Annotated in this window: 19 protein-coding genes; 13 read left to right on the top strand and 6 right to left on the bottom strand. The window is 60.3% G+C overall.

Features of this window, described 5'->3' with window-relative positions:
- Window positions 1–67 precede the first annotated feature (67 nt).
- Window positions 68–616: an RNA polymerase factor sigma-70 gene (locus HB680_RS23220; protein WP_054614033.1), complete on the top strand. Its 549-nt coding sequence runs from the start codon at window positions 68–70 to the stop codon at window positions 614–616.
- Window positions 617–742: 126 nt separating this feature from the next.
- Here HB680_RS23220 and HB680_RS23215 read toward each other — a convergent pair whose 3' ends face one another.
- The 3 genes from HB680_RS23215 to HB680_RS23205 form a co-directional block, all read right to left on the bottom strand.
- Complete coding sequence (locus tag HB680_RS23215) at window positions 743–1756, bottom strand: GNAT family N-acetyltransferase (RefSeq protein ID WP_213940803.1); 1014 nt, start codon at window positions 1754–1756, stop codon at window positions 743–745.
- 99 nt (window positions 1757–1855) lie between these two features.
- Complete coding sequence (locus tag HB680_RS23210; protein WP_213940802.1) at window positions 1856–2650, bottom strand: ABC transporter substrate-binding protein; 795 nt, start codon at window positions 2648–2650, stop codon at window positions 1856–1858.
- A gap of 92 nt (window positions 2651–2742) precedes the next feature.
- Window positions 2743–3369 carry a TetR family transcriptional regulator gene (locus HB680_RS23205; protein ID WP_213940801.1) on the bottom strand — a complete coding sequence of 209 codons (627 nt, stop codon included), beginning with the start codon at window positions 3367–3369 and terminating at the stop codon, window positions 2743–2745.
- A 190-nt stretch (window positions 3370–3559) separates the two neighbouring features.
- On the opposite strand from HB680_RS23205, the gene HB680_RS23200 reads away from it, so the two are divergent.
- From HB680_RS23200 to HB680_RS23165, 8 genes are all read left to right on the top strand, one after another.
- A complete protein-coding gene (locus tag HB680_RS23200) occupies window positions 3560–5350 on the top strand; it encodes an acyclic terpene utilization AtuA family protein (RefSeq protein WP_213940853.1) in 1791 nt (596 codons plus the stop codon).
- A gap of 12 nt (window positions 5351–5362) precedes the next feature.
- Window positions 5363–6247, top strand: coding sequence for an SDR family oxidoreductase (locus tag HB680_RS23195; protein WP_213940800.1), 885 nt, complete (start codon window positions 5363–5365; stop codon window positions 6245–6247).
- Between the two features lie 3 nt (window positions 6248–6250).
- Window positions 6251–7867 carry an acyl-CoA carboxylase subunit beta gene (gene atuC / locus HB680_RS23190; RefSeq protein WP_213940799.1) on the top strand — a complete coding sequence of 539 codons (1617 nt, stop codon included), beginning with the start codon at window positions 6251–6253 and terminating at the stop codon, window positions 7865–7867.
- Between the two features lie 24 nt (window positions 7868–7891).
- Window positions 7892–9049: an acyl-CoA dehydrogenase family protein gene (atuD, locus tag HB680_RS23185; protein ID WP_213940798.1), complete on the top strand. Its 1158-nt coding sequence runs from the start codon at window positions 7892–7894 to the stop codon at window positions 9047–9049.
- A complete protein-coding gene (locus HB680_RS23180; RefSeq protein WP_213940797.1) occupies window positions 9046–9843 on the top strand; it encodes an enoyl-CoA hydratase-related protein in 798 nt (265 codons plus the stop codon). The genes atuD and HB680_RS23180 overlap by 4 nt, the downstream gene beginning before the upstream one ends.
- Window positions 9844–9953: 110 nt before the next feature.
- Window positions 9954–11915 (top strand): acetyl/propionyl/methylcrotonyl-CoA carboxylase subunit alpha, encoded by a 1962-nt coding sequence (locus tag HB680_RS23175; protein ID WP_213940796.1) that lies wholly within the window; start codon window positions 9954–9956, stop codon window positions 11913–11915.
- Window positions 11916–11986: 71 nt separating this feature from the next.
- A complete protein-coding gene (locus tag HB680_RS23170; protein WP_213940795.1) occupies window positions 11987–12529 on the top strand; it encodes an exonuclease domain-containing protein in 543 nt (180 codons plus the stop codon).
- A 71-nt stretch (window positions 12530–12600) separates the two neighbouring features.
- Complete coding sequence (locus HB680_RS23165) at window positions 12601–12885, top strand: pyrimidine/purine nucleoside phosphorylase (RefSeq protein ID WP_054614024.1); 285 nt, start codon at window positions 12601–12603, stop codon at window positions 12883–12885.
- A gap of 70 nt (window positions 12886–12955) precedes the next feature.
- Here the strand turns inward: HB680_RS23165 and HB680_RS23160 are convergent, their stop codons facing one another.
- Together HB680_RS23160 and HB680_RS23155 are read right to left on the bottom strand one after the other, a co-directional pair.
- Window positions 12956–13762, bottom strand: a complete 807-nt coding sequence (locus tag HB680_RS23160; protein ID WP_213940794.1) for an MOSC domain-containing protein — start codon at window positions 13760–13762, stop codon at window positions 12956–12958.
- Window positions 13763–13939: 177 nt separating this feature from the next.
- Window positions 13940–14875, bottom strand: a complete 936-nt coding sequence (locus HB680_RS23155) for a chemotaxis protein CheV (RefSeq protein ID WP_213940793.1) — start codon at window positions 14873–14875, stop codon at window positions 13940–13942.
- A gap of 443 nt (window positions 14876–15318) precedes the next feature.
- On the opposite strand from HB680_RS23155, the gene HB680_RS23150 reads away from it, so the two are divergent.
- The 3 genes from HB680_RS23150 (at window position 15319) to HB680_RS23140 (ending at window position 17859) form a co-directional block, all read left to right on the top strand.
- Window positions 15319–15792 (top strand): hypothetical protein, encoded by a 474-nt coding sequence (locus HB680_RS23150; RefSeq protein ID WP_213940792.1) that lies wholly within the window; start codon window positions 15319–15321, stop codon window positions 15790–15792.
- Window positions 15793–16309: 517 nt separating this feature from the next.
- Window positions 16310–17203, top strand: coding sequence for a sensor histidine kinase (locus tag HB680_RS23145; protein WP_213940852.1), 894 nt, complete (start codon window positions 16310–16312; stop codon window positions 17201–17203).
- Window positions 17200–17859, top strand: coding sequence for a response regulator transcription factor (locus HB680_RS23140; protein WP_213940791.1), 660 nt, complete (start codon window positions 17200–17202; stop codon window positions 17857–17859). Before HB680_RS23145 ends, HB680_RS23140 begins: the two co-directional genes overlap by 4 nt.
- Here the strand turns inward: HB680_RS23140 and yegS are convergent.
- On the bottom strand, window positions 17843–18760 hold the full coding sequence (yegS, locus tag HB680_RS23135; protein ID WP_213940851.1) for a lipid kinase YegS: 918 nt from the start codon (window positions 18758–18760) through the stop codon (window positions 17843–17845). The genes HB680_RS23140 and yegS overlap by 17 nt on opposite strands.
- A gap of 234 nt (window positions 18761–18994) precedes the next feature.
- Between yegS and HB680_RS23130 the strand changes: the two genes are divergently transcribed.
- Window positions 18995–19261 (top strand): hypothetical protein, encoded by a 267-nt coding sequence (locus tag HB680_RS23130; RefSeq protein ID WP_256735607.1) that lies wholly within the window; start codon window positions 18995–18997, stop codon window positions 19259–19261.
- The last annotated feature ends 12 nt before the right edge of the window (window positions 19262–19273 follow it).

Genomic DNA, 19273 nt, shown 5'->3' with positions numbered 1-19273 from the left:
CTCGATGTGTAGGACGCCTCCGAACCGCTTGTCGTCCCGCAACCCTATTTGCAGCAAGGTGATTTCCATGACGGAACAAGTATCCACAAGCAGGTGCGATTCACCGCTACTTCAGGCCTTTGTCGACAACCGACTGATTCTGGTCAAAATTGCAGCCCGCATTACTGGCTGCCGGTCGCGGGCTGAAGACGTGGTGCAAGATGCGTTCTTCCGGCTGCAATCGGCGCCGCAGATCACCTCTTCATTCAAGGCTCAGCTCAGTTACCTGTTCCAGATCGTGCGCAACCTGGCGATCGATCACTACCGCAAACAGGCACTGGAGCAGAAGTATTCAGGCCCGGAAGAGGAAGGTCTGAACGTGGTGATCCAGGGCGCTTCGCCAGAAACCTCGCACATCAATTTCTCGACCCTGGAACACATCGCCGACGCGCTGACCGAGCTGCCCAGCCGCACGCGCTACGCCTTCGAGATGTACCGCCTGCACGGCGTGCCGCAAAAGGACATCGCCAAGGAACTCGGCGTCTCGCCGACCCTGGTGAATTTCATGATTCGCGATGCGCTGGTGCACTGCCGCAAGGTGTCGGGCAGTCGGGCGGATACGTTTGCCCGGCGTTGATATCTGAGATTTTCGTTGCCCCAATCGCGAGCAAGCTCGCTCCCACAGGTTCAGCGCAAACCCTGTGGGAGCGAGCTTGCTCGCGATGGCGTACTCAAGACCGCAACGGATCTTGAGCCCTACGCCTCAGGCCAACCTGCACCGATCAAAAAACCGCTCACGCCCCAACACCATCAGCGCCGCCCGCTTGTGCGGGAAGTCGAACTCTTTTTCGCAGTGGAAACACTGGTTGTGCATGTACCCGATCATCTTGGCGTTATCGGCGCGAGGCTCGGCGACCACGCGCTGGGTGCGCGGATCGTCGAGAAACAGGTAATGCACCAGCGCTGACAGCCAGCTCGCCACTTTGTGCGGGCCGCGATGCGCCTCCTCCCCCACCAACATGTGGATGCCGCGGTCGTAATCACCAGCGTCATAGAACGGTGCGATGCGATCCTCCTTGGCCCAGTAGGCTTCAAAGTAAGCGAACGGCTGATCATCGAAACAACCGATCAACGTCAGGGTGTGCGGGTCCGCATCGAGCTTGTTCAGGTACTCGCGATGCTTCTCGAGGCTGCCCTGCTCTTCCCAGAAACTGGCGACTCGCGGGCTGTTCTGCCAGCGATTGAAGCGCGGCAGGTCCTGTTCGATTTCCACGCTGCGCAATGAAATCCACGCGCCGAGGCGTGCGTCGAAACGTCGATAGACTTCACCCCGGGGTTTGGCCGGACGCAGAGGATGACGCTTGCCGGCGCTAATGATCATTTGCTGCGGATAAGTGTCGGTCTGCGATTGCCCCAGCCACGGCTGCGGCAACTGCCAGAACAGCGTGCGCTCGCAGCGGTACTCGCCGGGTTTTTCGGTCGGGATCAATAAACCGCTACGCAGGGCTTCGGTCGGCGCTTCGCCAAGACGCCAGGTCAGGCGCTGGCAATCCGGATCCCGGGCAAACAGCCAATAGCACGCCGCCCAGAACGCCTGACCGGGAGGCAGGCCGAAGCGCTCCTCAACCTCGATGTGCAACTCGGGCTCGCGGGACAGACGCAAACGAATCAGCGGCTGCCCTTCCAGGCTGAGGCTCAGCCGGCTTTCGGTTTCATCGGCTACAAGACTGCGCCCTGACGGCAACGCCAGCGCAGTCAGGTCATTCAGATTGGACATGGGTCGGGCTCACAGTAATCGTCGACAGTTCAACGATGTGACGTGAGCCGGGGCGGGAAATTTAAGCGAAGGGGTTAAATCCGCGATCTGTTGCACATTTCACGGCTTGGGCACCGGCACCACGGCGATCTTGTATGGCTCGAAAATCTTCAGCATCTGGCCATTGTCGCGCAAGCCTTGCAGCAACTTGCTGAACGCCGGGCCACTGATCGGCGCGCTCGGGCTCAGGAGTGCGTAGTGGTGGTAGACCTGATCGATGCGCTGGGACACCAGCAACTCATCGGCGACTTTCTCGTTGCGCAGCAGGTAATCGCTCAGGTAAGAGCGCGTGACCAACGCAATGTCCGCGCGATCACGCAAGACCATCAGCAGGTTGCTGTCATGGGAATAGGTCAGCGTGGCGTTGTAATTCTGTGCGAGGAATTTCGGGTCGGCGTTGAAATTGGCGAATTCGTAGTGATAGCCGCTGAACAGGGCCAGACGCTTGCCTGCGAGGTCGGCAAAGTAGCTCTGCTGACGATCGGGTTTGCGTTGCGCGACAAAAATCTCGGCGTCTTCCAGGCCCATGTCGACGGTGGTGTGAGGAATGTCTTTCCAGCCCCACTCCGGGTTCTCGAAGATCGCCATGTCCACCCGGCCCTGCTTGAAATCACCGAAACGCCGGGGAATGGAGGTCGGCACCAGCACGAATTGGTAATCGGTTTGCAATTGATTCAAGGCTTCGACCAATTGCGGCAACAAACCGGTGTCGGCGCCGGACTCCGGGCGCACGGTGTAAGGCGGAAAATGCGCGGCACCGACGCGCACCTGTTGCGCCGCCTGGGACGGCAACACCCATAGCACCGCAAGTGCCGCCAGCAAAAGCCGCGAGACCGTCCAACTTGGCGAAGACATCAAAACAACCCACTCCCCGGAAAAATACGCATCAATGCATTCAAGCTAGGCGGTTTCGCCTACTTAGCCAGTTTATCGTCGAGATAGACGGCTTACTGCTTCTCTTCCAGCACCAGAATCAGTGCCTCTTCAGCCAATTGTTCAAGGCTCATGCTGCCGCCGGCGCGAAACCAGGTGGTGGTCCAGGACAAGGCGCCCGTCAGGAAGCGCCGAGTGATGAACACATCGCCGCGGATAAACCCGGCGTCCTTGGCCTCCCCCAGCACGTGCAACCAGATTTCTTCATAAATGTCCCGCAGGGCCAGCACATGGACTTGCCCTTGCGCGGACAACGAACGCCATTCGTAGACCAGCACCGCCATCGCTTCGCCGCTGCCGCCCATGATCGACTGCAATTCGCAACGGATCAGCGCCAGCACCCTCTCACGCACGTTGCCAGCCTCGGCCAGGGCGGCCTGCATCAACGCGGTGTTGTAACGAATGGTTTCTTCCATCACCGCGCGCAGGATCTCGTCCTTGCTTTTGAAGTGATGAAAAATACTGCCCGACTGAATGCCCACCGCACTGGCCAGATCCCGCACCGTGGTGCGTTCATAGCCTTTATTGCGGAACAGGTGAGCCGCCACTTGCAGCAGTTTGCCACGGGCACTGTCCGGGTCGGTCAATTGGCCGTTGTCGACCAATTCGCGCATCACCCTCAGGGCTTTTTGCTCGTCCACCCGTTCTCTCCTACAGTCGTTCAGTCAGATGCGCCGCTCGCCGCTAAAACAGCGGGGTTGCGCGGGCAATTTAAGCTGGCCGGGGCGACCAAGCAAGCGCTTGGGGTGAAGATATTTTGGGCGTTTACAAACCAAGCGCTTGCTTGGTAGTCTCGAAGCACTTCTGTCGGAGCTGAGCATGGAGTTGACTGTGCCAAAAACCATCCGCATCGGTTGCGCCAGTGCCTTCTGGGGCGACACCTCGACCGCCGCCGCGCAATTGGTAGCAGCCGGGCGCCTGGACTATCTGGTGTTCGATTACCTGGCCGAGATCACCCTGTCGATCATGGCCGGCGCGCGGATGAAAGATCCCCAGGCCGGCTACGCCAGCGACTTCATTGACGTCCTCGGCCCTTTGCTGCCGCAACTCGCCGAGCAGAACATTCGCGTCATCAGCAACGCCGGTGGAGTCAACCCGCAAGCTTGCGCCGCCGCCCTGCAAGCGGCGTGCGACAAAGCGGGTGTGGCGCTGAAGATCGCCGTGTTGCTGGGCGATGACCTGCAACCTCAATTCAAATCGCTCAGCAGCCAAGGCATCCGCGAAATGTTCAGCGGCGCGCCGTTGCCGCCGATGTGCGTGTCCACCAATACGTATCTCGGCGCGCCAGGCATTGTCGAAGCCTTGCGCCTGGGGGCAGACATCGTGATCACCGGGCGGGTGGTCGACAGCGCCGTGGTCAGCGCCGCGCTGGTGCATGAGTTCGGCTGGTCGTGGCACGACTACGACAAACTGGCCCAGGCCGCACTGGCCGGGCACATCATCGAGTGCGGCGCGCAGTGCACCGGCGGCAACTTCACCGATTGGCGCGAGGTGCCAGACTACGAGCACATCGGCTTTCCCATCGTCGAAGTCAGCGCCGACAGCCAGTTCATCGTCAGCAAACCCGAAGGCTCCGGCGGGCTGGTCACGCCGCTGACCGTCGGCGAGCAGATGCTCTATGAGATCGGCGACCCTCGGGCCTATCTGCTGCCGGACGTGGTCTGCGATTTCAGTCAGGTCAAACTTCAACAGCAGGGCAAAAACGCGGTGCAGGTGCACGGCGCCAAAGGTTTGCCGCCGACGGATCAATACAAGGTCAGCGCCACCTACCCGGACGGTTTCCGCTGCACCGCCAGTTGCCTGATCGCCGGGATCGATGCGGTGGACAAGGCCCGGCGGGTCAGCGAAGCAATCATCAACAAGACGTCGGAGATTTTCAGCCAGCGCGGCTGGGCGCCTTATAGCGAAGTGAATATCGAATTGCTCGGCAGCGAGGCCACCTACGGTCCTCACGGCCAACGCCAGGACAGCCGCGAAGTGGTGATCAAACTCGCCGTGCGCCATCCGAGCAAACAGGCGCTGATTGTGTTCTCCCGGGAAATCGCCCAGGCCGCCACCGGCATGGCCCCGGGGTTGACCGGGATCGTCGGCGGCCGGCCGACGGTGTATCCGCTGATCCGGCTGTTCTCGTTCCTGATCGACAAAACCACCTGCACGCTGGAGATTGATCTCAAGGGTCAACGCCATCCGTGCGTCCTGCCCGCCCTCGATGCGCTCGACCCCGCTGATTTGCCCGTGCCGTTTGAGCCACCCAAACCCACCGGGCGCGCCGACGCCAGTGTCGCGCTGGTCAAACTCGCGGTGGCCCGCTCCGGCGACAAGGGCAACCACAGCAATATCGGGGTCATGGCGCGTCAGCCGCAGTTTCTGCCGTGGATTGCCGAAGCGCTGACGCCGGAGGTGATCGTCGACTGGATGAGCCACGTGCTCGACCCGGTCCACGGACGTGTCGAGCGCTGGTATTTGCCCGGCACCCACAGCTTGAATTTCCTGCTGGAAAACGCCCTCGGCGGTGGCGGCGTGGCCAGTCTGCGGATCGATCCGCAAGGCAAAGCCTTCGCCCAACAATTGCTGGAGATGCAGATTCCGGTGCCCCAGAGCATTGCCGACCAGGTCAACTAGAGGACCGCTGCCATGGCTTACGACTCGATTTTCAAACCCGATCTGTTCGCTGGCCAAACCATCATTGTCACCGGCGGCGGCAGCGGCATCGGCCGTTGCACCGCCCACGAACTGGCGGCCCTCGGCGCCCATGTGCTGCTGGTGGGACGCAATGCCGACAAACTGAGAAACGTCGCCACCGAGATTGCCGAGGATGGCGGCAAGGCTGACTGGAAGACCTGTGATATCCGTGAGGAAGAAGCGGTCAAGCATCTGGTCAGCGAGTTGATCCGTCTGTTCGGACCGATCCACGGGCTGGTCAACAATGCCGGCGGACAGTTCCCGTCGCCACTGGCCTCGATCAATCAAAAGGGTTTCGAAACCGTGATGCGCACCAACCTGGTGGGCGGTTTCCTGATGGCCCGGGAAGTGTTCAATCAGTCCATGAGCAAACACGGCGGGGCCATCGTCAACATGCTCGCCGACATGTGGGGCGGCATGCCCGGCATGGGCCATTCGGGTGCGTCGCGCTCGGGCATGGACAACCTGACCAAGACCGCTGCGTTCGAATGGGGTTACGCCGGGGTGCGGGTCAACGCGGTGGCGCCGGGATGGATCGCCTCCAGCGGCATGGACACTTACGAAGGTGCGTTCAAGGCAGTGATTCCGACATTGCGCGAGCATGTGCCGCTGAAACGGATTGGCACTGAATCGGAAGTCAGCGCGGCGATTGTGTTCCTGCTCAGCCCGGCAGCGGCGTTTGTCAGTGGCAGTACGCTGCGCATCGACGGTGCGGCGAGCCTGGGCGGTCGGGCGTGGCCGATCCACAAAGCGCAGAACAGTGAGTCGTACAACGGTTTCCACCGCGCGTACTTACCCGATGTACTGCGGCCCGACGTGCTCAAGGACAAGGAATAAGCCATGCCGGTGATCGAGTCCCAGATCGACCCGTTCAGCGAACAGTTCGCACAAAACCGCGCGGCGATGCTGGTGGGTATCGAACACGTCCGCCAACTCGAACAGAACCTGCTGAACAAAGCCGCCGAAGCCAAGGCCAGGTTCGACAAACGCGGCCAATTGTTGCCCCGTGAACGCCTCAACCTGCTGCTCGATCCCGGCGCACCGTTCCTCGAACTGGCGAGCCTGGCCGGCTATAAATTGCACGACGACAAGGACGGCAGTTCCGCCGGCGGCGGCTTGATTGCCGGGATCGGTTACGTGTCCGGCGTGCGGGTGCTGGTGGTGGCGAACAACAGCGCGATCAAGGGCGGGACCATTTCCCCCAGCGGCTTGAAAAAATCCCTGCGCCTGCAACAGATCGCCATGGAAAACAAACTGCCGGTGATCACTCTGGCCGAAAGCGGCGGCGCCAATCTCAATTACGCCGCCGAGATTTTCATCGAAGGTGCGCGCAGCTTTGCCAATCAGGCGCGGATGTCGGCCATGGGGTTGCCGCAAATCACCGTGGTCCACGGCTCGGCCACGGCGGGCGGCGCGTATCAACCGGGTTTGTCCGATTACGTGGTGGTGGTGCGCGGCAAGGCCAAGCTGTTTCTCGCCGGCCCGCCGCTGCTGAAAGCCGCCACCGGCGAAGTCGCCACCGATGAGGAACTGGGCGGCGCCGAGATGCACGCTCAAACCGCCGGCACGGCTGAGTACCTGGCGGAGAACGACGCCGACGGTGTGCGTCTGGTGCGCGAGATTGTCAGCTCGTTGTCGTGGAACGAGCATCTGCCGTGGCTGCCCGAGCCGCAGTGGAAAGAACCGCTCTACCCCATCGACGAATTACTGGGCCTGATCCCGGACGATCCGAAAAAACCCTACGACGTGCGCGAAATCATTGCCCGGATCGCCGATGCGTCGAACTTCCTCGAATTCAAGAGCGAGTTTGATCAGCAAACCATTTGCGGTCACCTGAAAATCCAGGGTCGCGCCTGCGGCTTCATCGGCAACAACGGCCCGATCACGCCCAAGGGCGCGAGCAAGGCTGCACAGTTCATTCAGCTGTGCGACCAGAGCCAGACGCCGCTGCTGTTTTTCCACAACACCACCGGGTTCATGGTCGGCACCGAGTCGGAACAGCAAGGCGTGATCAAGCACGGCGCGAAGATGATTCAGGCGGTAGCCAATGCCCGGGTGGCGAAATTGACCATCGTCGTCGGCGGTTCCTACGGCGCCGGCAACTATGCGATGTGCGGCCGCGGCCTCGACCCGCGCTTCATCTTCGCCTGGCCCAACAGCCGCACCGCCGTAATGGGCGGCGCCCAGGCCGGCAAAGTGCTGCGGATCGTCACCGAGGCCAAACAGCTCAAGGATGGATTGGTGCCGGACCCGAAAATGCTCGACATGCTGGAGCAGGTCACCGCGCAGAAACTCGACAGCCAGTCCACCGCGCTCTACGGCAGCGCCAGTTTGTGGGACGACGGGTTGATCGATCCGCGGGACACCCGGACGTTGCTCGGGTATTTGCTGGATATCTGCCAGGAGGCCGAGGTTCGGCCGCTGCAAGCCAATAGTTTTGGTGTCGCCCGCTTCTAAGCGGCGCTCAGGAGAACAATAAAAATGATCTTCACCCAGGAACACGAAGCACTGCGCCGTACCGTTCGCCAATTCGTCGATCACGAGATCAACCCGCACGTCGAGGAATGGGAAAAGGCCGGGCGTTTTCCGATCCATGAGCTCTTCCGCAAGGCTGGCGACCTCGGTCTGCTGGGCATCTCCAAACCCGAAAAATTCGGCGGCATGGGCCTGGATTACAGTTATTCGATCGTCGCCGCCGAAGAGTTCGGCACCATTCATTGCGGTGGGATCCCGATGTCCATCGGCGTGCAGACCGACATGTGCACCCCGGCCCTCGCCCGCTTCGGCTCCGATGAGTTGCGTGAAGAGTTCCTGCGTCCGGCGATCACCGGCGAGCAGGTCGGCTGCATCGGCGTCTCGGAAGTCGGCGCCGGTTCCGATGTCGCCGGGTTGAAAACCACCGCGCGCAAGGACGGCGACGATTACGTGATCAACGGCAGCAAAATGTGGATCACCAACTCGCCGAGCGCCGATTTCATCTGCCTGCTGGCCAATACGTCCGACGACAAACCCCACGTCAACAAGTCGCTGATCATGGTGCCGATGAACACGCCAGGCATCAGCCTGAGTTCGCACCTGGACAAGCTCGGCATGCGCAGTTCGGAAACCGCCCAGGTGTTTTTCGATAACGTGCGCGTGCCGCAGCGCAACCGCATCGGCCATGAAGGTGCGGGGTTCATGATGCAAATGTTGCAGTTCCAGGAGGAACGTTTGTTCGGCGCGGCGAACATGATCAAGGGCCTGGAATATTGCATCGACAGCACCATCGAGTACTGCAAGGAGCGCAAGACGTTCGGCAATGCGCTGATCGATAACCAGGTGATTCACTTCCGCCTGGCCGAACTGCAAACCGAGATCGAATGCCTGCGGGCGCTGGTCTACCAGGCCACCGAGCAATACATCAAAGGCCAGGACGTCACGCGCCTGGCGTCGATGGCCAAACTCAAGGCCGGGCGTCTGGGCCGGGAAGTCAGCGACAGTTGCCTGCAATACTGGGGCGGCATGGGCTTCATGTGGGACAACCCGGTGGCCCGGGCCTATCGCGACGTGCGGCTGGTGTCGATTGGCGGTGGCGCCGACGAAATCATGCTGGGGATCATCTGCAAACTCATGGGCACCCTGCCGGGGAAAAAGAAATGAACAGCCTGCCGGTTTGCCAGACGCTGTTGCTCGAACTCCATAACGGCGTGCTGCACATCACCCTTAACCGCCCGGAAAGCCGCAACGCCATGAGCTTGCAGATGGTCGCCGAACTGCGCGCGGTACTGGCGGCAGTGCGCGATGACCGCGCGGTTCGCGCCTTGGTGATCGGCGGTGCCGGCGGGCATTTCTGCGCCGGCGGCGACATCAAGGACATGGCCAACGCCCGTGCTCAAGGTCCGGACGCCTATCGCGATATGAACCGGGCGTTCGGCGCGTTGTTGCAAGAGGTGCAACACGCCCCGCAAGTAGTGATCACGGTGCTGCAAGGCGCGGTGCTGGGCGGTGGTTTCGGTCTGGCTTGCGTCAGCGACGTCGCGCTGGCGGATCATCAGGCGCAATTCGGTCTGCCGGAAACCAGCCTCGGTCTGCTGCCGGCGCAGATCGCGCCATTCGTGGTCCAGCGCATCGGCCTGACCCAGGCCCGCAGACTGGCCCTTACCGCAGCGCGGTTCGATGGCACCCAGGCACGGCGCATGGGCCTGGTGCATTTTGTCGAGCATGACCCACAAGCCCTGGCCGAACGCCTCGAAGAAGTATTGGCCCATGTGCTGTGTTGCGCGCCGGGGGCGAATGCGTTGACCAAAAAACTGCTGCTGGCCAGTGCCGGGCAGCCCTGCGATGAACTGTTGGATCAAGCGGCCGGGTGGTTCAGCGAAGCCGTAACCGGGGCGGAAGGGATCGAGGGGACCATGGCCTTTGTGCAGAAGCGAAAACCGGGATGGGCCTCCTAAAATGCATCGCGAGCAAACCCGCTCCCACAGGGGAACGCATGCCAAATGTGGGAGCGGGCTTGCTCGCGAAGAGGCCCTGAAATTCACCGCAAGAACCAAGGGAAAGACCGATGCCCGGACTGAACAAAATCCTGATCGCCAACCGCGGTGAAATCGCCTGCCGCATCCAGCGCACCGCCCAGGCCCTGGGCTACCGCACCGTCGCCGTGTTCAGCGACGCCGACGCCGATGCCCTGCACGTTCAGATGGCCGACGAAGCCGTCAACATCGGCCCGGCCCCGGTGCAGCAGTCCTACCTGAACATCCCGGCAATCATCGAGGCCGCCCGCCGAACCGGTGCCGATGCGATCCACCCCGGCTACGGCTTCCTCTCGGAAAACGCCGAATTCGCCCTCGCCTGCCAACAGGCCGGCATCACCTTCATCGGCCCCAGCCCCGAAGCCATTGAATTGATGGGCAGCAAACGCCTGTCGAAACTCGCCATGATCCAGGCCGGTGTACCCTGCATCAACGGCTATCAAGGTACCGAACAGGACGACGCGACCCTGGCCCGCGAAGCCCGGCGCATCGGCTATCCGCTGATGATCAAGGCGAGTGCCGGCGGTGGCGGGCGTGGCATGCGCCTGGTCCACGACGCCAATGATCTGCTGGAGCAGTTGCGCACCGCCCGCTCCGAAGCCCTGAGCGGATTTGGCAGCGATGAACTGATCCTCGAACAGGCGCTGATCGATCCGCGCCATGTCGAGGTTCAAGTGTTCGGCGACCAGCACGGCAACCTGATCTACCTCGGCGAGCGCGATTGTTCGATCCAGCGCCGACACCAGAAAATCATCGAAGAAGCGCCCTGCCCGGTGATGACTGCTGAATTGCGCCGGGCGATGGGCGAAGCGGCGCTCAAGGCTGGACGCGCGGTGAACTATGTCGGCGCCGGCACGGTGGAGTTTCTGCTGGATGCGCGCGGGCAGTTTTACTTTCTGGAGATGAACACCCGGCTGCAGGTGGAACACCCGGTAACCGAATTGATCACTGGCCTGGACCTGGTGGCCTGGCAACTGCACGTTGCCGAAGGGCTACCGCTGCCGCTACGTCAGGATCAGGTGCAGCTCAACGGGCATGCGATCGAAGTGCGCCTGTACGCCGAAGACCCGGCCCAGGGTTTCCTGCCACAGACCGGGCATATCGAGGCCTGGGAGCCGGCGTTGCAAAACGGAGTACGCATCGACCATGGCCTGCTCGAAGGCCAGCACGTCAGCCCCTTCTACGACCCAATGCTCGGCAAACTCATCGCCCACGGCGCCACCCGCGAAGAGGCTCGGCGCAAGCTATTGCGGGCGGTGCAGGACAGTGTGCTGCTGGGCGTGCAAAGCAATCAGCGCCTGCTCGCCGGCTTGCTGCAGCACCCACAATTTATCAGCGGCGAATTCAGCACCGGGTTTATCCCGACGCACTTCGCCGAGCATTCTTGTCTGCATGCCCACGCCCCGAGCGCCGAAGAACTGGCCATCGCGACGGCGCTGCTCTATCACGCGTCAGCCCGGCATCACCTTGCCCCGTTGGCCGGTTGGCGCAACAACGCGAGCGTACCGCTGCACTATCGCATCGGTGTGGAAAACCAGGACTGGGCGGTGGAGCTGAACGCGGAACCTGGTGAACCGTACCGGCTACAGGTCAACGATCGAATGCTTGTATTGAAGATCATTCACTGCGACGGGCATCAGGCCACCCTGGAAATCGACGGCATTCGCCAACGCCACGCCTATCGCCTCGACGCCGGGCAACTCTGGTTGTTCACTCGCCCCGGCAATCTGCGGCTGGTGGATCGCACGCAAATGGCGGTGACCAGTCAGGTCAGCGTCAGCTCCGGTACGCTCAAGGCGCCGATGGACGGCGCGATCGTCGACGTGCTGGTCAGTGAGGGCAGCACCGTCAGCAAAGGACAACTGTTGGTGGTGCTGGAGGCCATGAAAATGGAGCATCCGCTGAAATCCGGCATCGACGGCGTGCTCAAACGCTTGCAAGTCCGGGTCGGCGATCAGGTCAAAAATCGACAGATTTTGCTGGAGGTCGAATAAGGCGCTAGGCGGATCCGCCGGGTTTGGCTACGCTCAAGCCCTATCAGGACGCGGATACCAGGAACCCTGCGATGCCTCACTGGTTGGTCATTGATCTGGAAGCCACCACCGATGAGGGCGGCTGGCCAGTCACAGAGATGGAAATCATCGAAATCGGTGCCACCCTGGTGGACCGAAAAGGCCGGGAGCTGGATCAATTCCAGCGCTTCGTACGCCCGACGCGCCGGCCATTGCTGACGCCGTTTTGCCGCGAATTGACCCACATCACCCAGGCCAATATCGATACCGCGCAGCCGTTGACCGAAGTCTGGCTGGCGTTCGAGCGTTGGCTGGTGCAGCATCATTCGCGCCTGGAAGGTTGGGCCAGTTGGGGCGATTACGACCGCAAACAATTGGTTCAGGAATGGCAGCGTCTGCAACTCAACAGTTTTTTGAGCCAGGTGTCGCACATGAACCTCAAGCAGCGTTTCGCCAAGGCGCGGCGACTGGAACGCCCGCTGGGGCTCAACGGTGCGCTGCAACTGGCCGGCATGCAGTTCAACGGCCAGCAGCACCGGGCGCTGGAAGATGCCCGCAATACCGCGCGGTTATTACCACTGGTGCTTCCTATCTAGGAAGGTGACGGCGCAAGGGCCGTTGTGCATACTGGCCGGCCCTTTCAAGCCCTTTTTTCGAGGAATCGCCCATGTTTAAAGTCAACGAGTACTTCGACGGCACCGTCAAGTCGATCGCCTTTGGCACTGCTGAAGGTCCGGCGACCATCGGCGTCATGGCACCGGGCGAATATGAATTCGGCACCAGCCAGCGTGAAATCATGCACGTGGTGACCGGCGCCCTGACCGTCAAACTGCCGGACAGCAGCGACTGGGAAACCTTCGCCGCCGGCAGCCAGTTCAATGTGCCAGCCAACAGCAAATTCCAGCTGAAAGTGGCCGTCGACACCGCTTACCTGTGCGAATACCGCGGCTAAAACCCTGGGTTTTCACAGCGACAAAAAATGCCCGTGTCCTTGGACACGGGCATTTTTCGTTCAAAGTCTTTTATTCGAGAACTGTCACCGGCATGCCGACTTCAAGTCGACCATTGCTGTCGTTGACCAGATTCTGGCCGAACATCGCGCCATCCGCTTCAGCCCGATACTTCTGAAGCGTGGCCAGTGGCTCGCGATCATCGCTGCGCATACCGGTTTGCGGATCGATGGTGGTCAGGATGCAGCGCGAGCACGATTTGACCACGCGGAACTCGACGTCGCCGATGCGAATGCGTTTCCAGCCGTCCTCGGCATAGGCTTCACTGCCTTCGATCACCAGATTGGGCCGGAAGCGCAGCATCTCCAATGGCCGCCCGACTTTGCTCGACAAGTCCTGCAACGATGCCTGACCAATCAACAGCAGTGGAAAGCCGTCTGCAAACGCAACCTGATCGTCGTCGTTGCCATAGCCAGATTCTGTCATGCGTGCGCGATCCAGCGGCACTTGCACCAGCCGCGTCGGCTTGCCGATAAATTGACTGACCCAGGCAGCCGCCGCGTCGCCGGCATCCGGCACACGCAAGGTGTCGCGCCAAATGGTCACGCCACGCAATTCGGCATCGCTGCCAGGCAAGGCGATATCGATCGGCGCTTGGCCCGACGCGCTGAGGGTTAAGCCACCGTCGCCATTCCACAACGCCGACAACTGGCTCATCTGCGCCACCGCGCGTTGAGTCAGGAAGCGCCCGCTGGCTTCGTCTACCAGCATCCAGCGTCGATCACCGTCCAGGCCCAGTTTGTCGAGGCTGACCTGTTGCAGGGTCTCGCCCTTGCCGGATTTCAACGGATAACGATAAAGCGCGCTCAGACGCAGCATGGCCAGCTCCCTGGTGGGCAAAAAAGGCCACCCTATACGAGCTTGATCGCCGAATCAAAGGCAAAAAAAACCTGTGGGAGCGGGCTTGCTCGCGAAGGGGCCCGATCAGTCAACATTGGTGTTGAATGACACACCGCCTTCGCGAGCAAGCCCGCTCCCACAGGGATTACATCGTGATCAGGCAGGCACTTCGTCAAGCATCAGGCGCTGGCGCACCACGTCAACCAGCTTGTCCGGCTGGAACTTGGAGAGGAAGTTGTCGCAGCCGACCTTCTTCACCATCGAGTCGTTGAAGCTGCCGGACAACGAGGTGTGCAGGACCACGTAGAGGCCACGCAGGCGCGGGTCGTTGCGAATTTCGGTGGTCAGGCGATAGCCGTCCATTTCCGGCATTTCCGCGTCGGTGAAGATCATCAGCAGTTTGTCGGTCATGGACACACCGGTATCGGCCCAGCCTTTGAGCATGTTCAGCGCCTTCAGGCCGTCGCTGGCGATGTGCATCTTCACGCCCAACTGGCCGAGGGTGTCGCGCAGTTGCGAGAGCGCCACATTGGAGTCGTCCACCAGCAGCACTTCACGGCCACGGGCCCGCTCCAGCACCGGATCATCGAGTTTGTCCTTGGACACCTTGGCGTTGTACGGGACGATTTCGGCGAGGACTTTTTCCACGTCGATGATTTCCACCAACTGGTCGTCGACCTTGCTGATGGCCGTCAGGTAATGCTGGCGACCGGCACTGGTCGGCGGCGGCAGGATGGCTTCCCAGTTCATGTTGACGATGCGGTCCACGCCGCCGACCAGGAACGCCTGCACCGAACGGTTGTACTCGGTGACGATAATCGTGCTGGTGGGGCTTGGTACCAGGGGACGCATGCCGATGGCCTGGGACAGGTCGATGACCGGCAGCGTCTGGCCGCGCAGGTTGACCACGCCGCAGACAAACGGATGGCGCTGGGGCATCAGGGTCAGTTTCGGCAGTTGCAGCACTTCTTGAACTTTGAAGACGTTGATCGCGAACAATTGCCGCCCGGCCAGCCGGAACATGAGAATTTCCAGGCGATTCTCACCCACCAGTTGCGTGCGTTGGTCTACCGTGTCGAGAATGCCGGCCATTAATGACTCCTGGGCTTGTTCTGATGAATTCACTAAAGAGGGTTATCGGCTGTTATTGCCGGACCTTGACCCCCAGACAAAATGCCATGTTCAGCCATTGATGTCACATTAACATCATGCTTTACTGGCCTCGTGATTTTCATCACGCTTCATTCCCCGCCGCGCGACCTCGGTTTGCACGTTAGGTTCCCCTGCGTAAGGGATTCCCCTAGTAACAATCAGGCCCAACCTGATATTCGCAATATCCAATAGCCATTAATGTGACGCCATTCTCATTGCATGAACGGAGTCAGGCTTTTGTGTGCGATCGCAGGTCAGTGGCCCTCCACCCTCTCGAGTTCTCCAGCGTGCGCAATAGCTCGCCGGGGTGCGCTCGCGCAAAATCTCGTGATCATCGGCACACACGACATTCCCTCATCTGACATGACGTTGTGGAGATAAGCATGCCGAACGAACATAAAGAGGGAACTCAAGGGCTTCCGGAGTTTCTTGTCGAGGCTGAAGCACTCCTGGCCAAATCCGAGGAGTGCCTCAGCCATTTGCAACTGATCAGCAATGATTCGGACGCCATCGACTGCATGCTCAGCACTCTGCTCAAACTGGCCAACAAGGCGGATGCCTTGGCGCTGGAAACGATTTCGGAGTTTTCGCTGCATATTCATGGTTTGCTGAACCACGCCCAACATCATCACATGGCCTTGCACGAGCAAGCCTTGGGTGCGCTGAAAGATTGCTTTTCACTGCTCGCCTGGCAACTCGAACTTATTGATCCGAAAACCGGCCAGTTGGGCCTTGATGACAGCGAGCAGATATCGCTGATCGAAGCCCTTGCCTTTCAGGTCGGACAAAGCCGCTTTCAGCCGGCCGTGCACTCCAAACCGCTTACCCTCGTGACCTTCTCGGAACGGCAAGCTTAATTTGGACGGGCAACTTAGGTGCCGTCTGATTTGCTTGTTTTCCTGGCCCGTCTCAGTTACTTGAATATGCATGTCGCATTTGAATATTTCATACCTGTCAACGACCGTTCTAAATAAAATAATTATTTCTGTCAAATCAGGACTATCGGTCTTGCTCTCAGGTTATACCTGACGACAAAAATAGAGCGCCAATTACGCTCAATATCCTCGCATGACAATAACCACACTTTTTCCATTATGGAACCAACGTCCAGAATGTCTGAATTCCTGACTGTCCGGACATATATAGCAAACGCGACCAACGGTATCTTAGGTGGTATTATGCCGCCCATTAGTTGGCTTCAATTAATGGCACCGTGATTCCAGATGAGAGCAGCCCGCTAAACTTCAAGGCGGGATGTCGCCCTCTGGTTTGCCCTGTTGAAGCCGGTGATTTACACAATAGTTTTTCAGACAGAGACCCGTCAGCCACCATGGCAGGTCTGCCCGCAGCGAACATCCATTGGCTCCATCTGCTATGTACGCCAGCCTCAAGTCAATTACCACGTGGCCCCCTTCCCGAGAAAACGCGCGTCGGTTCACGCTGCTGCTGTGTACCTGCTCGGCGCTCGGCAGCTTGCTGGTTTATGGTCTGTCCACGCGCCTGCCGGCGAGTCTGCTGCTGCTCAACCTGGCCGCACTGGCCTGTGTCTGGGTCGGGCATCGCCTGTCACGCAAGTCGATCAAGTTTCAGCCTCAAGAGTTGGCCGACCGGCTTCTGGAAGTACAGGAAAACGAACGCCATCGGCTCAGTCGCGAGTTGCACGACGATATCGGCCAGTTGCTGACCGCAGCAAAACTTCAAAGTGAATGGCTCAAGCGCCGACTGCCCGAAGACCTGCAAGGCCAGTGCTCGGTGCTGTGCGACACCCTGGAAGAAACCTTGACCAAGGTGCGCGACGTCTCGGCCATCCTCAACCCGAGGCAACTGACCAGTCTTGGCCTGGAAGCCAGCCTGCGGGCACATTTGCTCAAGACCCTGGCCAATACCTCGGTGCACTGGAGCCTGGAATGCCATCAGCGCCTGACCGGTATTCCGGAGGAAATGGCCGTGGCCGCCTTCCGGATCACCCAGGAAGCGGTGACCAATATATTGCGCCATGCCGAGGCCGGGAATTTGCTGGTGCGTGTACAACGTTTGCCTCAAGGCCTGACACTGCTGATCAGCGACGATGGCCTGGGCTTTGCGCCCGCGGTAAACCCGGGGCGTGAGGGGCAACGCGGAATGGCCGGGATGTCGGAACGGATCGATCAATTGGGCGGGACCTTGACCGTGACCAGTGAACCGGGCAAAGGCACTCAAATCGAAGCACTTTTCCCCTGGGCGCCCCGTGCGCTCGAGCGGGCCAGTACGAATAAGGTTATGCGTTGACTTGTAACTTACTTCTAGTGGATGACCACTCGCTTATCCGGGCAGGCGTGCGCGCTCTGGTGCTGGATATTCCCGGCTACGCAGTCGTAGGCGAGGCCAATGACGGCTCGCAACTGCTGGAAATGGTCGAGCAACTGTCCCCGGACATCGTTCTGCTGGATATCTCCATGAAGGAGACCGGCGGCCTCGAGGCCTTGCAGCGACTCAAAAAGGTTCGCCCGCAGAGCAAGGTGCTGATCCTGTCGATGCACACCGACCCGACATTGATCATGCAGGCCCTGGAATCCGGAGCCCATGGCTACCTGCTCAAGGACACCACGGCCACCGAACTCGAACATGCCCTGGACGCCTTGCGCAATAATGAGCGCTACTTGAGCCCGGCCATCGCCCACACCGTGATCAACCAGGCGCTGACCCGCACCCAGAAAAACCAGGCGCCCATCCCCGACACCCACAACCTGACCGCTCGCCAACTGGAAATCCTGCGGCTGATCGTTCGCGGCAAATCCACCCGGGAAATCGCCAACGGCCTGGGCCTGAGCATCAAGACCGTCGAAACCCACCGTTCGCAGATCATGAAACGCTTGCAGATCTACGACGTGGCGGGCCTGGTGCTGTTCGCCGTGCGTGAGCAAATCATCAGCCTGGACGATTGACGGCTGGCGACGCGCCCAGCAGCGGCGAGTTCGGCGGCAAGTGCACGCGCAACGCCGCCGGACGTGCCTCGAAACGCAGGTCGTCGCCCTCCAGGGGTTCACCATCGAGGTTGATATGCAGGCCTTCCGACACCTTGATCTCGACCCACGGTAAACGGGCCCGCACAAACATGTTGTCGATGCCGAAGCCATCGGTCAGCAAATTCTTCAATGTCCCGACCACCTCCTGCGGTGCCGGCAGAATGCTGATGTCCAGCAATCCGTCGTCGACCAGCGCCTCCGGGCACAACACCCTGCCGCCCCCGGCCTGTCGGCCATTGCCGATGCCCAATGCCAGCAACTCGCCACGCCAGTGAAAGTCCGGCCCCTGCAATTCGCCATAGGCGGCATGCAATTCACTGAAGCGCGACAGTCCCGTGAACAGATACGCCGCGCCGCCCAGGATCTTTTTCAGGTCCTCCGACGTATTGGCCGTGACGTTACTGCCAAAACCGCCAGTGGCCATGTTCAGGAAAACCTGGCCACCGACCGTTCCCAAATCGATGGCGCTCGGGGAGCTGTCCAGAAGCTCCAGCGCCTGAGCGGGTTCCAAAGGAATACCGGCGGCGCGCGCAAAATCGTTGGCGGTGCCCAACGGCAACAGCACCAGGCTGGCCTCGTTCGTATGGGCCGCCATGGCTTCGGCGATATCGCGCAAGGTGCCGTCACCGCCACCGGCAATCACCTGCCGGTAACCGGCGGCCAGCGCTTCATCCACCAGACGCCGGGCATCGCCGGCCTCCCAGGTCAGCCGAACGGCCAGCTCCCATCCTTGCTTGCGCTTGCCTTCAACGGCCGCGCGGACTTCCTCGTTGAGTGCCTGCTTGCCATGCAGAATCAACAGCGCCTTGCGCTCACTCATTGTTGTCACTCCCATGATTGGAATCCATATGGGAGATGTTGACCTCACAGACACCCAAAAAAGTCAGCGGAACCTGAATTAATTCAGGTCGCGACGCCTTGCGTCCTACAGAGCGGTATTTTTTCTTACAAAACGTGAGGAATCGGCTCAATTGACCGAGCCGGGTGATTGGTACACCGTTGGGGCCGGTTGTCTTCAACCCTCAATCTACCCACACACAAGGATGTGCATGCAATGAATGGAAACGCATTAAGGGCTCACCAGGCTGAATTCAAAAACAGCGCAAAACCCACCGGAGAAGTTGATATGGAACCTCGCGTCGTTGAGCTGGAGACACACCTCAAATACATCCGCAGAGACATGGATGAAGTGCGGGGTGACGTCAAATCCATCAAACACCGACTGGCCTACTTGGCCGGTGCCGCCGCCGTGATTCTTGGCCTCCTGGGATGGGTCGCCAACAGCCGGTTCGATCAGGTCGTGACACTCCTGGCTCACTAAGCGACATGGCTG

Origin of the sequence: Pseudomonas sp. dw_612, assembly GCF_018449725.1 — a bacterium.
Classification (GTDB): domain Bacteria; phylum Pseudomonadota; class Gammaproteobacteria; order Pseudomonadales; family Pseudomonadaceae; genus Aquipseudomonas.
This window is presented reverse-complemented; position numbering and strand designations above follow the sequence as displayed.

Bases quoted from the DNA above. Each gene is read 5' to 3' on its own strand.
- HB680_RS23220 (WP_054614033.1), top strand. From the start codon at position 68: ATGACGGAACAAGTATCCACAAGCAGGTGCGATTCACCGCTACTTCAG.
- HB680_RS23215 (WP_213940803.1), bottom strand. From the start codon at position 1,756: ATGTCCAATCTGAATGACCTGACTGCGCTGGCGTTGCCGTCAGGGCGC.
- HB680_RS23210 (WP_213940802.1), bottom strand. From the start codon at position 2,650: ATGTCTTCGCCAAGTTGGACGGTCTCGCGGCTTTTGCTGGCGGCACTT.
- HB680_RS23195 (WP_213940800.1), top strand. From the start codon at position 5,363: ATGGCTTACGACTCGATTTTCAAACCCGATCTGTTCGCTGGCCAAACC.
- atuC (WP_213940799.1), top strand. From the start codon at position 6,251: ATGCCGGTGATCGAGTCCCAGATCGACCCGTTCAGCGAACAGTTCGCA.
- atuD (WP_213940798.1), top strand. From the start codon at position 7,892: ATGATCTTCACCCAGGAACACGAAGCACTGCGCCGTACCGTTCGCCAA.
- HB680_RS23180 (WP_213940797.1), top strand. From the start codon at position 9,046: ATGAACAGCCTGCCGGTTTGCCAGACGCTGTTGCTCGAACTCCATAAC.
- HB680_RS23175 (WP_213940796.1), top strand. From the start codon at position 9,954: ATGCCCGGACTGAACAAAATCCTGATCGCCAACCGCGGTGAAATCGCC.
- HB680_RS23170 (WP_213940795.1), top strand. From the start codon at position 11,987: ATGCCTCACTGGTTGGTCATTGATCTGGAAGCCACCACCGATGAGGGC.
- HB680_RS23165 (WP_054614024.1), top strand. From the start codon at position 12,601: ATGTTTAAAGTCAACGAGTACTTCGACGGCACCGTCAAGTCGATCGCC.
- HB680_RS23160 (WP_213940794.1), bottom strand. From the start codon at position 13,762: ATGCTGCGTCTGAGCGCGCTTTATCGTTATCCGTTGAAATCCGGCAAG.
- HB680_RS23155 (WP_213940793.1), bottom strand. From the start codon at position 14,875: ATGGCCGGCATTCTCGACACGGTAGACCAACGCACGCAACTGGTGGGT.
- HB680_RS23150 (WP_213940792.1), top strand. From the start codon at position 15,319: ATGCCGAACGAACATAAAGAGGGAACTCAAGGGCTTCCGGAGTTTCTT.
- HB680_RS23145 (WP_213940852.1), top strand. From the start codon at position 16,310: ATGTACGCCAGCCTCAAGTCAATTACCACGTGGCCCCCTTCCCGAGAA.
- yegS (WP_213940851.1), bottom strand. From the start codon at position 18,760: ATGAGTGAGCGCAAGGCGCTGTTGATTCTGCATGGCAAGCAGGCACTC.
- HB680_RS23130 (WP_256735607.1), top strand. From the start codon at position 18,995: ATGAATGGAAACGCATTAAGGGCTCACCAGGCTGAATTCAAAAACAGC.